The organism is Pseudomonas sp. No.117 (genome assembly GCF_054558395.1).
The window spans coordinates 349,266-361,457 of sequence record NZ_BAAJNP010000001.1 but is presented as its reverse complement, the minus strand read 5'-3'; the positions used below and the strand labels follow the sequence as shown (position 1 = coordinate 361,457).

Genomic DNA, 12,192 nt, shown 5'->3' with positions numbered 1-12,192 from the left:
CGCGAGGATGAAGGAGTCAGGTCACTTCCAGGCGATCGCGTCCGGCGCGCTTGGCGCGGTAGAGCGCCTGGTCGGCACGCTCGAACACGGTATCGGCATCCTCGCCCGGCGCAAAGGCCGCAAGACCGGCGGACAGGGTGACCACCACGCGCTCACCCTTGAAGTGGAAGGGGCAGGCCGCCACCGCGGCGCGCAGCTGCTCGATCAGGGTGGCGCCGCCCGCCAGGGGCGTCGCGCCCAGCAGGAGGACGAATTCCTCGCCGCCGAAACGGGCGATGAAGTCGGTCTTGCGCAGCCGCCGCTGCAATTCGCTGGCGATGATCTTGAGCACCTTGTCGCCGGCCAGGTGGCCGTAGCCGTCGTTGATGCGCTTGAACAGGTCCACGTCGAGCACCGCCATGAGCAGGTCGCCGCCATGGCGTTGCCAGCGCGCCACCTCCAGGTCCAGCCGTTCGCTCCAGGCGGCGCGGTTGGGCAGGCCGGTGAGCGGATCGCACAGCGCCTTCTGCCGCTGCTCTTCCAGGTGACCGCGATACTGCTGGGCCTCCCGTTCCATGCCCGCTACCCGCTCGGTGAGGGCGCTGAGGTGCACGCTGGCTTCCTGTTCGCGGGTCTCGCGCTGGGCCTGCTGCTCCGCCAGGCTGGATAGCAGGCCCTCCAGGCGGGCATCCAGCGACAGCTTGAGGCCGTCGAGGTCGGTCGCCTCCTGCACCTCCGCCTGCAGCTCGTTCACCTGGCCGCGCAGGGCATCGCCAAAGGCCCGTTCCTGGGTCTGGCCATCCGCGCGCTGTACGTGGACGTCCTGCAGGCCGGTCTGGAAGGCGGCGAGGCGCTCGTTGAGCCGCCGCAGGTAGTGCTGGAATTCGCTCTGCCCGGAATGATTGAGGGCCAGTACCAGCACCGACAGGTCGTCGAGCACCGGGACCAGTTCGTACCAGTTCAGGCTGCCCTGGATCCGCTGGCGCAGGTGTTCGGCCTGGGGCTTGTGGCTGTCGGGCAGGGCCAGGTCGTCGAGCAGCCGCAGCAGGGTCGCCTCCAGGTGCGGCGCGATGGCGCTGTAGCCAGGCTCGGGCACCGGGGGCAGGGCATAGGCCGGATCGGCTGGCGTGGCCGGCGCCTCGGCGGCCGGTGCCGCGGGGGTAGGGTCCGGTGGCGACAGCAGGGCGGGCGTCTCCAGCGCGTCTGGCGCAGCGGCCGCCGCCGAGGTGGTGGCTGGCTGAGCGGACCCGGGTGCCGGAGTAGCCTCTTCCGCGGCCTCGCCGCGCCCACCGAGCAGGCGCTGCAACAAGCCGGGGCGGGCCGGTTGCTCGGGGTGCAGCTGGGCCAGGGCCTGTTGCTGCAGGCGGCTGAATTCACCGAGCAGCGCGGGTAGCTCGCCCGGCTGGCCGGCGGCCGCCTGGGCGCGCTTGGCGAAGCCCTTGAGTGTCTTGCGCTGTTCCCGCGGCAACTCCAGGGTCAGCAGCAGGCGGCAGAGTTCGGTGAAGGCCTCGGCCACCTGGCGGGTGCGCGCTTCGCGGCGCTGCTCGGAGTCGAGCACGGTGCGCTCCAGGCGCGGAATCAGCCTGGCGAGCTCGGCGTCGCTGTCGTCACGGCGGAGGATGTCACGCAATTCGACCAGGCAGGCGTCCACCGCCACGTCGTTGCCTTCGGCGGCCAGACTGCTGCGCACCAGGCCGCGGCGCACCAGGTCCAGGCGGTTTTCCCACCGGTTTTCCAGGCGTTCCAGGGTTTCCAGGCTTTCCAGGTACTTGTTTTTCCAGCGTTCGACGTCCGCGCGCTCCATCCGCCTGCTCCAGAGGCTCGAGGGTGGCTGGTAGGCAGGCACGCCGAAGCGGCCAGCCGACCTGATAGTCGCTAGGGTATCGGCCGGGGTGGGGAAAGTTTGAGCAGGACGACCGGAGGCCGCTTGGGCGGGACGAGCTGAGGAGGCGCCGCCGCTGGACGCGGCGGCGGCGAGGGCTTACTTGGCAGCGCGTTCCTTCTGGATCAGGAAGTCGGCGACCTTCAGGGTCTCGTCCGGACCACCCGCGGAGCCCAGGTCGAAGCGGTACTTGCCGTTGACCACCATGGTCGGCACGCCGGTGATCTGGTAGGCCATGGCCAGCTTCTTGTCCTTTTCCACCTGGCCCTTCACGGCGAAGGAGTTGTAGGTGCTGAGGAACTTGTCGCGGTCCACGCCCTGGGTGGCGAGGAAGTCGGCCATCTCCTCGGGAGTGGCCAGCTTCTTGTGTTCCTTGTGGATGGCAGCGAAGACGGCGTCGTGCACCTTGGCTTCCACGCCCATGGCCTCGAGGGTCACGAACAGCTGGCCGTGGACGTTCCAGACGCCCCCGAACATGGCCGGGACGCGCTTGAAGGCGACGTCGTCGGGCAGCTTCTTGGCCCAGGCGTTGAGGGTGGGCTCGAAGGCGTAGCAGTGAGGGCAGCCGTACCAGAACAGCTCAACCACTTCGATCTTGCCGGATTCGGACACCGGAACCGGACTGCTCAGTTCGGTGTACTGCTTGCCGGCCTGGATGTCGTCGGCATGGGCAGCCGCGCCGAACAGACTGGCGGCGGCGAACACGGCGGAGAAAAGCAGGTTGCGCATGGGGCTACTCCTGGAGGATGACACGCCCACCAACCGGGCGTTACGGATTGCGGGCATTGTAGCCGGGTGCAGGGCCGCGCCTAGTCGCCAGGTCGTCGTACGCCGGCCATGTTCAGGCTTCGTTCAGGTTGCCGGCGGGCGCGGTCCTGACCCGGCGCATCCGATATACTGCTGGCTTTGCCGCGCGGTCGCGAGTACGCCCATGTCCAGCTTCAAGAATCCCATCGTCGGTCTATGCCAGCAGGCGTCCTTTCTCATCAGCGCCGCCAAGGTCGACCAGTGCCCGGCCGACAGCGGCCGCGAGGTGGCCTTCGCCGGGCGATCCAACGCCGGCAAGTCCAGTGCGCTCAACACCCTGACCCATGCCAACCTGGCGCGTACCTCCAAGACGCCGGGGCGCACCCAGTTGCTCAACTTCTTCTCCCTCGACGACGAGCGACGCCTGGTGGACCTGCCCGGCTACGGCTACGCCAAGGTGCCGATCCCGCTCAAGCAGCACTGGCAGGAGCATCTGGAAGCCTATCTGAGCAGCCGTCATTCGCTAAGTGGCGTGGTGCTGATGATGGATATCCGCCACCCGCTGACCGAGTTCGACCGCCTGATGCTGGAGTGGGCCCAGGCTAGCTCCATGCCGCTGCACATCCTGCTGACCAAGGCCGACAAGCTGGCCTTCGGCGCCCAGAAGAACGCCCTGCTCAAGGTCCAGCGAGACCTGCGCCAGGGCTGGGGCGAGACGGCCAGCATCCAGTTGTTCTCGGCGCCCAAGCGCCAGGGCGTGGAAGACGCCCAGCGGGTGCTGGCCGCCTGGCTGGGCCTCGACGAGGCCGTTGCCGAGGCATAAAAAAACTCCGGACTTCCATCGGGGGAGGGGAGAAGTCCGGAGTTCAAGACTGGACCGCAAAGGTGGGTCCAGCATCTGCCAACACTAAACAGCAAAGGAGCAGAACGGCTATCCAAGCCATTCAGCAGTTCAGACGGGGCGCCTTGGAAAAGGTTCGCGCCGGCCGAACAGAAAGCCTGCGCCCTGACTAGCGGCCGCTGTTCAGCCCCAGACCCTCGTCGACACCCAGGTGCACGTTCATGCACTGGACCGCGGCGCCGGCGGCGCCCTTGCCCAGGTTATCCAGCCGCGCGACCAGCGTCAGGCGCTCGGCATTGCCGAAGACGAAGAGGTCGGCGCGGTTGGTGTCATTGCTGGCCTGGACATCGAAGAAGCCGTTGTCCAGTTCTTCCTCGGCCGCGACCGGCGCGACGCGAATGAAGGCTTCGCCTTCGTAGTGACGGGCCAGGGCGGCCTGCAGGTCGGCGGCGGTGGTACCCGGGCGCAGCTGGCTGGTGTGCAACGGGATGGTCACCGCCAAGCCCTTGAGGAAGGGGCCGACGATGGGGCTGAATACGGGTGCGGCGGCCAGGCCGCTCTGCACGCGCATTTCCGGCAGGTGCTTGTGGCCCTGGCCCATGGCATAGGGGCGCGGGCTCTGCAGGCGCGCATCGCCACCCGCTTCGTAGGCGGCGATCATCTGCTTGCCGCCACCGCTGTAGCCGGTCAGGGAAAAGGCCGCGAGGGGCGTCTCCGGCGGCAGCAGGCCGGCATCTACCAGCGGGCGGGCCAGCAGGATGAAGGCGCTGGCGTGGCAGCCGGGGTTGGCGATGCGCTTGCTGGCGCGGAGGGCCTCGCGCTGACCCGGGGCCAGCTCGGGCAGGCCGTAGGTCCAGCCGCTGTCGGTGCGGAAGGCGGTGCTGGCGTCGATGATGCAGGTGTTAGGGTTGGTCACCAGGCCGACCGCTTCGCGGGAGGCCGCGTCGGGCAGGCAGAGGAAGGCCACGTCGGCGGCGTTGAGGAAGCGTGCGCGCTCGGCCGGGTCCTTGCGCTTGCTTTCGTCGATGCGCAGCAGCTCGATGTCCGAACGGCCGGTCAGGTAATCCAGCAGGCGCAGGCCGGTGGTACCTTCCTGGCCGTCGACGAAAACTTTGAAGCTCATGGCGGTGCCTCTCGCGGATGGGCGCTGAAAAGCCGATTGTAGCGATTCGGGCAGTTCAGGGGTACGCCGCCCGTGAGGGATACAGCTGGGTTGTCGGCGACCGGCGCAGCGGGATGCGTCAGAGCGGTTCCCTCGCTCCTGAGGGGTACAGATGTATTGATAGCTGTTTTGTACGGGTACAGTAATGCCTGTCTGTAGGTGTTCCGTCCTCCGGTGAACGGCGAAGCTGGGTGCTCCCTGCTGCTCAGCTGGACATCGCCATGGATCACCTCTCCCTCGTTACCCTGCCCAAGCCTCTGCGTAAACGTCACTCCCTACTCGTGCGGTTGCTCGCCCTGTTGGTCCGCTGGCATTTGCGCGCGCGGGGTCGTCGGCAACTGCAGCAGCTGGATGGCCGAGCGCTGGCCGACCTGGGGCTCAACCAGGCGGATCAGTACCGGGAGGGGAGCAAGCCCTTCTGGCGCGAGTGAAATTCCGCGGCGAGGTGCGACTTCCTCGCGTTGGCGGTAGTCTCACTCAAGCCTATCCAGACGGGAGTCACCCATGAAAAGCCTGCACCTGGGCGCCGCTGCGGCGCTGTTCTGCCTGTCCACCGCCGCCTCGGCGTCGAGCTTCTACGTCACCACCGACATCATCGTCAACGCCATCGACGCGACGTCCGATGCCACCTCGGCCATCACCGGATCCTTCAAGAACGACAAGCTGGTGCTCGAAGCCCGCGACGACGCCGCCAGTTTCGTCGGCAGCGCCGGCGATATCCGCGGGGTACGCCTCGAGGCGGCCCTGGACCATTTGCGCAGCCAGGCGCCGGAACTGCGCCAGGCGAGCGATGCGCAGCTGGCGCAGGCCATCGTCGCGCTCTAGATCGGCCTGCCGTGAAACACCCCGCGCGCCGTGCCTGCTAGCCCGGAGCGGGGGGCTGCGTTAGCCTTGGCGACCAACTGCCACCGGAGGGTCGCCATCCATGTATTTCCGCCGTTCTGCCGGGTTGCTGCTCGGTCTCTGCCTCGCCACGCCGGTCCTGGCGTTCGATTCCACCACCGAGGGTCTGGTCAAGACCATCTACAGCACCAGCCAGCTCACCACCGGCCCCTTCCAGAACAAGCTGGTCCTGGCAGCGCGCGACGATGCGGCGGCCTTCGTCGCCACCGATGGCGCCCTGCGTGGCGCGCAGCTGGAAGAAACCCTGAGGGCCCTGCGCGCGGCCGATCCCGGGCTGCACGCCTCCGATCGGGAACTCGCCCAGGCCATTCTGAGTCAGTAGTCCGTTTCAATTCCGTGACATCCCTGGAGTATCCATGCGCCGTTCCCTGCTTATCGCCGCTGCCCTGACCCTGGGCCTTTCGAGCCTGGCTCAGGCCCAGACCCTGGTGGCCACCAGCAACATCGTGGTGCGGGCGCTGCAACGCAGCATCGACTTCACGTCCGATACCACCACCTCCATCCGCGACGCCAAGATGATCCAGGCGGCCCGTGGCGACGCCGCCAGTTTCGTCGCCAGCAACGGCGACATCCGTGGCGTCCAGCTGGAAGAAGCCTTCCGCAGCCTGCGCGACCAGCTCCCGGCCGCCCGTCAGGCCAACGACCTGCAGCTGGCCCAGGCCATCCTCGCACTGTGAGCGGCCGCGCTGGCCGGCTGTGGTTATGGCTGGCCGGCCTCGCCGCCGGCCTGACCCTTGGCGGGGCTCAGGCCGCCCTGCAGCTCGAACTCGATACCCAGGGCCTGACGCCCGCCCAGATCCAGGCGACCCAGCAGCTGCTGGACGAAGCCCAGGCCCTGCTGCCGCCCAAATTCAAGGCGGCGCTGGACGAGCGCATCCCGGTGCACTGGAGCGACAAGCTGCTGGAAGAAGCCTACGGCGAGGCGGATCGGCGCGACCTGTTGCTCAACCGCAAGCTGCTGGCGAGCCTGGTGGACGGCAGCGACACCCGGATCCAGACCGGGCGGCCCCATGGCACCCAGCACCGCGAGCTGCTGGCGACGGTGCTCCATGAACTGACCCATTTCTACGATCGCGAGCGCGTCTGGACCCCCGCACAGCGCCAGCTGATCCTCTCCTGTGGCGGCCTGGGCCTGACCTCCGACCAGTTGCCGCTGAAGTGCCAGGGCCAGGCGGGGCGCAGCTATACCCTGTCCGACGATCCGCGGCTGCTGGACCTGGCCGGCTGGCAGGTGAAGACCCGCAAGCACGGCAATCGCGAGTCGAAGAACCTGTTCATCGCCCGCAGCCCGGATCTCTACGAAGTCACCAACCCGAAGGAATTCGTGGCGGTGAACATGGAGTACTTCCTGCTCGATCCCAGCTATGCCTGTCGGCGACCGGCGCTGCAGCGCTACTTCGCCGAGCATTTCGGCTGGTCGCCCAAGCACGACGCCTGTCCCGGCCGTTACCCCTATCTCAACGCCGGCAACGACTTCGGCGAGGCGCCCCTGGGCTGGCTGGATCCGGAGCGGGTCTATGCGGTGGACTACCTGCTGGCCGAGGGCAACGAGAAGGTCATGAGCCGCTGGGGCCACAGCATGCTGCGCCTGGTGGTCTGCGCCCCCGGCCGCCCGCGTGGCCCGGATTGCCGGTTGGACTTGCAATACCACCTGGTGCTGTCGTTCCGCGCCTTCGTCAACGACGTCCAGCTCTCCAGCTGGCGCGGCCTGACCGGCTCCTATCCGTCGCGGCTGTTCGTGCTGCCGCTGGCCCAGGTGGTGGACGAGTACACCAAGGTGGAGCTGCGCGGCCTGCAATCCGTCCCGCTCAAGCTGACCCGTCCGGAGATCGCCGACTTCCTGGAGCGCACCGCCCAGGTGCACTGGAGCTATGACGGCCAGTACTACTTCGTGACCAACAACTGCGCGGTGGAGACCTTCAAGCTCCTGCATGACGGAGTACCGCGGCTGGCCGAGGCCCAGCTCGACGTCATCACCCCCACCGGACTGATGGATGCCCTGAAGATCAAGGGCCTGGTGGACACCTCGGTACTCGACGATCCGCGTGAGGCCCTGCGCCTGGGCTATCGCTTCGACAGCTTCCGCGAGCGCTTCCAGGCGATGTTCAAGGTGGCCAAGGAGCGCCTGAACCTGCCCCAGGCCGATGTGGAGGCCTGGCTGGCGCTGACCCCGCAACAGCGCCGCGAGCAATTCCAGCGCGCCGACCTGCGCGCCAGCGCGGCGTTGCTGCTCCTGGAGCAGGCAGCCTATCGCCGGGCGTTGCTGCAGGCGCAGACCGAGCTCAAGGATCGCTACCTCGGCCAGGACGCGGTGGACAAGGCGCGCTTCGGCAAGGCCGGTGGCGCCCTGGAGCAGATCCTCAAGGACAGTGGCTACCTGAGCCGCCCGGCCGAGTTGCTCGGCACCCAGGGCTACGGCCTGCCACAGCCGGGCGAATGGGAGCAACTGACCGCCGAGAGCCAGAAGCGCCAGGCCCACCTGCGCAGCCTCAGGGATACGCTCAACAACGAGGTCCGCCAGTTGCTCTCGCCCGAGGCCCGCGATGGCCTGGACCTGACCGAAGCCAACCTCGACCTGCTGGGCAAGCACCTGCGCGAGCTGAACAAGGCGAGTGGTGGGCTGGAGCTGAAGTAGGGCGGTTGGGGTGTTGTTGGGCTTCGCTGCGCTCAACCCAACCTACGGACCTGCGTAGCTTTGGGTTGAGACGGCTCCACCGTCGAAGCCCAACGGGGAGGGCGTGTTGGGCTTCGCTGCGCTCAACCCAACCTACGGACCTGCGTAGGTTGGGTTGAGACGGTTCCATCGTCGAAGCCCAACGGGGAGGGCGTGTTGGGCTTCGCTGCGCTCAACCCAACCTACGGACTTGCGTAGGTTGGGTTGAGACAGTTCCATCGTCGAAGTCCAACGGGGAAGGCGTGTTGGGCTTCGCTGCGCTCAACCCAACCTACGGACCTGCGTAGGTTGGGTTGATACGGCTCCATCGTCGAAGCCCAACGGCCCCAGCATCCGCTAGCGCTTCGGCGCCTTGCCCTGCGGTGGCGTGGGTGCCGGCGGCTGCGGGCGCTCCAGCAGGGCCAGCAGCCGCTCTGGCGGGACTTCCTGGCCGTTGAGGGTCAGGCGGCCCGCCGCGTAGGCCAGCGTGGCCACCAGATCGTCGCCCTCGGCCTTGAGCAGGCCGCTGTTCAGGCCAATGCTGGCCAGGGCTTCGGCGGTGGCACGGGCCTGCTGCTGCAGCGCCGGCTGCGCACTCCCAGCGCCGGCCTGGAACAGGACGGCATCCACCAGGCTGCTGCGCGCCACCGAGAGCTGCGCGTCGAGACGGGACACCATCTGGGCCCCCAGCTGCTCAGGCGTCAGCTCGAAGGTCGCGGGCTTGTCCAACGTCAGGTCCAGGCGCAGATGGTTGCTGCCACTGGGCGTGTCGAGGCGCAGGTCGTCGATCACCAGCTGCGGCCGGGCCGCGAGGACATCGCTGAGGTGCTGCTGCAGGGTCGCCTGGGTGGTCGGATCCAGTCCGGTTTCGGTATCCACCTGCAGGTGCTGCAGCAGGGTATTGAGCTGGGCGAGGGCCGGGCTGTCGAGGTTGGCATAGCGTCCGCTCAGGCTGGCCTTGCCCAGGGTCTGGCCGGCGACGTCGACCCTGCCGAGGCTGGCCGCGAGCGTGCCGGACAGCTGCTGGCCTTGCTGCTGGGTATCGCTCTGCAACTGCAGATCCTGCAGCGCGACCGTCGGCTTGCCGGGCATGGCCACCAGCAGGCGCGCCAGGCGCAGCTGGCCCGGGCCGAGCCAGAAGCCATCGGCGTTGCGCCTGTTGTCGCCGGTCAGGGCGAAGCCTTCCGTCTCCAGCTTGGCCCACCCCTCGGGAGTACGGACATTCAGACTGAATTGTCCCACCGCGCCGTCCAGGCGCAGCTGACGTGCCTCCAGATCGGTACGGAAGGTGGCGTTCAGCCCGGAGAAGGCCACGGCCCCCTGGGGCTGGTCCAGGTGCAGCGCGGCCAGGGCCAACTGGCCGTCGACGCTCTGATCGTAGCCCAGGGTGGCGTCGAGCCGCACGGGTTCGACGCCCTTGGCCAGGGTGAAGAGGTCGGCGGTGAGCGGCGTGCGCGCCAGGGTGAAGCGATTTACCGCCATGACGGGTGCCAGCTGCAGGGAGCTGAGGCGGGTCAGCGGGAAGGGCCCGTGCTGGATAGCGTCCTGCACCTGCAGCACCTCGACGGGCGGACGATCCTCGGCCTGCACGGTTACGCTGAAGGTGGCGGTGCTGCTGAACAGCCCGCGCTGCAGGTCGGCCAACTGGACCTGCAGCGGGTACTCGGGCAATTCCGCCTGCAGGGCCACCTGCGCCTGGCTGGCGGCCTGGCGCAACTCGCCCTCCAGCCGGCTGCCGGTGTACCAGGCGCCACCGACGCCGATGCCGACGGCCACCAGGGCCAGGCCGGCGAGGGTGGTGAGTAGCGGTTTCTTCATGGCGACAAGTCCCTTTGTAGGCATCGCGGGGTGGCCCCCGACGGATCGGAAGCGGAGTGTACGAGAGCGCCGGGCGGATGCCGAGGGGGTGCCCGGCCCTTGGCCAGGTGGCTGGTGGCGGACTGTGACCCCTTTCCGGTGCCGCGGGTCACGAGTCGACGGCTGCGCTGGCGGGTGCTAGCGTGCCGCGATTCCATTCTGCCGGAGAAGGCCCCATGACCGTCCCTGTTCGCTCGCCCGCCAGCCCCTTGGGTTCCTTGCCGAGGACGCCGGCATGAGCAGTCAGCGTCCGGTCGCCGGCCTGCAACTGCCCGCCGAACTCCTGGCCCGCGCCGAGGCGCTGCTGGCCCAGGGTGGTCGCCGCCTGCTGGGCATCGCCGGCACCCCGGGCGCGGGCAAGTCGACGGTGGCCGAACTCCTGGCGGCAGCCTTGGGCGAGCGCGCCGTGGTGGTCCCCATGGACGGCTATCACCTGGCCAACCAGGAGCTGGCCCGCCTGGGTCGGGCCCAGCGCAAGGGTGCGCCGGATACCTTCGACGCCCGCGGCTATCGCGCCCTGCTGCAGCGCCTGAAAGATCCGGTAGCGGGAGAGACCGTCTATGCCCCGCTGTTCAACCGCGAGCTCGAAGAGCCCATCGCCAATGCCATTCCGGTCCACGCCGAGACACAGCTGGTGATCAGCGAGGGCAACTACCTGCTGCTGACCCAGGAACCTTGGCACGATGTGGCCGAGGTGTTCGACGAATGCTGGTACGTGCGCGTCGACCCCGAGGAGCGCCGCGAGCGCCTGATTGCGCGGCACATGCACTTCGGCCGCAGTCGCGCGGACGCCGAGGCCTGGGTGGAGAGTACCGACGAACCCAATGCGCGCCTGATCGACGGGGATCGCGCGCGGGCGGATCTGGTGGTGGAGTGGCGAGATGGGGCGGCCAAGGGAGACGTTCCGCTCGCCGGATGAAACCCCAAAAGGCCCCACGCAGGGGCCTTTTGGCTGGGCCGGTCATGCCGGCTGCGAAAGAGGGACCGCGGCTCGATTGGAGCGCTGCAGGCTGAACAGCGCCAGCAGCAGGAAACCCAGCGATGTCAGCAGCAGCCCTTGGAGGCCGTGACGGGGATACACCTGGCCGGCGACGAAGGTGCCGACGCCGATGCCGCAGAACATAAAGGAGGCAGTCAGCGCCAGGGCGATGCCCCGTACCTCGGCGAGCTGTTCGAGGATGCGTCTTTGCTGGGACGGCCAGAGGATGTCGGTGGCCAACGCCCAGACCACCAGGCCCAGGAGCAGCGCCACGAAGCGGCCCTGGCCAAGGGCCAGGATCGAGAGCGCCAGGGCCAGTAGCAGGAGGCCGCCGAGCAGCAGTCGCTCGGCACTGAAGCGGCGGGCGGCGCGGATCACCAGCAGGTTCCCCAGTACCCCGGCGACCCCCAGCACCGCGAGTGCCAGGGAGACAGCGGCGGCGCTGCCGTGGAAGTCCTGGCGCACGATGGGGGTGAGGAAGGCGTAGGTGGAAAACACCCCGGCGGCGATGAAGAACACCACCAGAAAGGCGTGCAGCGAGTGGGCGGTGGTCAGCAGTCGCGCGACCACGGCCGGGGCGATGCGCTCGCCCGGGACCCGGTCGGGCACCTGCCGGAAGATCAGCCAGGCGGTGAGCAGCCCCAGTCCGCCGATGCCGGCGAACAGCGGGCGCACGCCAAGGGTGGTCGCGACCCAGGCACTCAGCGGCAGACCCACCAGGCTGGCCAGGCTCAGCCCCAGCAGCACCGTGGCGATGGCGCTGCCCTGTTGCTCGCGGCTGACCAGACCGGCGCCCAGCGCGCCCAGCACCGGACCGATGAAGCCGGCGCCCACGCCCATCAGCACCCGGCTGACCAGCAGAATCGGGTAATTGGCTGCGCAGGCGAGCAGCAGGGCGGCCAGGCTGAACAGCAACAGCCCGCCGAGCACCTGGGTCCGCCGCGCCCAATGGCCCAGCAGCATCTGCAGCAGGGGCGCCGCCAGGGCGAAGGTGACACCGAAGAGGCTGAGCAGGTAGGCACTCTGGCTGTCGCTGAGCTGCCACTCGCGGGAAATCGCCTGCAGGCAGCCGACCACCGACAGCGCCCCGACCGCCTGGACGAAGTAGGCCAGGCTCAGGGGCCGCAGGGCCCCGGGCAAAGGAGATGAGGACATGGGAGGCTCCAGGGTGCACGCCGACCGCAGGAGG

The 12,192-nt window shown here is 68.4% G+C and carries 12 protein-coding genes; 7 read left to right on the top strand and 5 right to left on the bottom strand.

The genetic code is table 11. The annotated features are described in order from the left end of the window. Nucleotides 1–16: 16 nt before the first annotated feature. Nucleotides 17–1,783, bottom strand: a complete 1,767-nt coding sequence (locus ACYJP6_RS01665) for a diguanylate cyclase (protein ID WP_459472833.1) — start codon at nucleotides 1,781–1,783, stop codon at nucleotides 17–19. 177 nt (nucleotides 1,784–1,960) lie between these two features. Further along, complete coding sequence (locus ACYJP6_RS01660; RefSeq protein WP_145008106.1) at nucleotides 1,961–2,590, bottom strand: thiol:disulfide interchange protein DsbA/DsbL; 630 nt, start codon at nucleotides 2,588–2,590, stop codon at nucleotides 1,961–1,963. 202 nt (nucleotides 2,591–2,792) lie between these two features. Between ACYJP6_RS01660 and yihA the strand changes: the two genes are divergently transcribed. Further along, entirely contained in the window at nucleotides 2,793–3,431 is a 639-nt protein-coding gene (yihA, locus tag ACYJP6_RS01655) for a ribosome biogenesis GTP-binding protein YihA/YsxC (protein WP_459472831.1), read from the top strand. 187 nt (nucleotides 3,432–3,618) lie between these two features. On the opposite strand, the gene argC is transcribed toward yihA, so the two are convergent. Continuing rightward, nucleotides 3,619–4,572 carry an N-acetyl-gamma-glutamyl-phosphate reductase gene (gene argC / locus ACYJP6_RS01650; protein WP_459472830.1) on the bottom strand — a complete coding sequence of 318 codons (954 nt, stop codon included), beginning with the start codon at nucleotides 4,570–4,572 and terminating at the stop codon, nucleotides 3,619–3,621. Nucleotides 4,573–4,832: 260 nt separating this feature from the next. Here argC and ACYJP6_RS01645 point away from each other — a divergent pair, with 260 nt between their 5' ends. The 5 genes from ACYJP6_RS01645 to ACYJP6_RS01625 all read left to right on the top strand — a co-directional run bounded on the left by ACYJP6_RS01645 (nucleotide 4,833) and on the right by ACYJP6_RS01625 (nucleotide 8,149). Continuing rightward, nucleotides 4,833–5,042: a DUF1127 domain-containing protein gene (locus ACYJP6_RS01645; RefSeq protein ID WP_459472829.1), complete on the top strand. Its 210-nt coding sequence runs from the start codon at nucleotides 4,833–4,835 to the stop codon at nucleotides 5,040–5,042. A 73-nt stretch (nucleotides 5,043–5,115) separates the two neighbouring features. Further along, nucleotides 5,116–5,436, top strand: coding sequence for a DUF2388 domain-containing protein (locus ACYJP6_RS01640; protein WP_145008100.1), 321 nt, complete (start codon nucleotides 5,116–5,118; stop codon nucleotides 5,434–5,436). A gap of 100 nt (nucleotides 5,437–5,536) precedes the next feature. Beyond that, nucleotides 5,537–5,836: a DUF2388 domain-containing protein gene (locus ACYJP6_RS01635; RefSeq protein WP_145008098.1), complete on the top strand. Its 300-nt coding sequence runs from the start codon at nucleotides 5,537–5,539 to the stop codon at nucleotides 5,834–5,836. Between the two features lie 34 nt (nucleotides 5,837–5,870). Next, the gene (locus ACYJP6_RS01630; protein WP_459472826.1) at nucleotides 5,871–6,191 is read left to right on the top strand and encodes a DUF2388 domain-containing protein; all 321 of its coding nucleotides are present in this window, start codon (nucleotides 5,871–5,873) and stop codon (nucleotides 6,189–6,191) included. Next, the gene (locus ACYJP6_RS01625) at nucleotides 6,188–8,149 is read left to right on the top strand and encodes a DUF7844 domain-containing protein (RefSeq protein WP_459472824.1); all 1,962 of its coding nucleotides are present in this window, start codon (nucleotides 6,188–6,190) and stop codon (nucleotides 8,147–8,149) included. Before ACYJP6_RS01630 ends, ACYJP6_RS01625 begins: the two co-directional genes overlap by 4 nt. 375 nt (nucleotides 8,150–8,524) lie before the next feature. Here ACYJP6_RS01625 and ACYJP6_RS01620 read toward each other — a convergent pair whose 3' ends face one another. After that, nucleotides 8,525–9,985 carry a YdgA family protein gene (locus ACYJP6_RS01620; RefSeq protein WP_459472822.1) on the bottom strand — a complete coding sequence of 487 codons (1,461 nt, stop codon included), beginning with the start codon at nucleotides 9,983–9,985 and terminating at the stop codon, nucleotides 8,525–8,527. A 274-nt stretch (nucleotides 9,986–10,259) separates the two neighbouring features. On the opposite strand from ACYJP6_RS01620, the gene ACYJP6_RS01615 reads away from it, so the two are divergent. Next, complete coding sequence (locus ACYJP6_RS01615) at nucleotides 10,260–10,943, top strand: nucleoside/nucleotide kinase family protein (RefSeq protein ID WP_459472820.1); 684 nt, start codon at nucleotides 10,260–10,262, stop codon at nucleotides 10,941–10,943. Nucleotides 10,944–10,985: 42 nt separating this feature from the next. On the opposite strand, the gene ACYJP6_RS01610 is transcribed toward ACYJP6_RS01615, so the two are convergent. Beyond that, nucleotides 10,986–12,158 (bottom strand): MFS transporter, encoded by a 1,173-nt coding sequence (locus ACYJP6_RS01610; protein ID WP_459472818.1) that lies wholly within the window; start codon nucleotides 12,156–12,158, stop codon nucleotides 10,986–10,988. Nucleotides 12,159–12,192 lie beyond the last annotated feature (34 nt).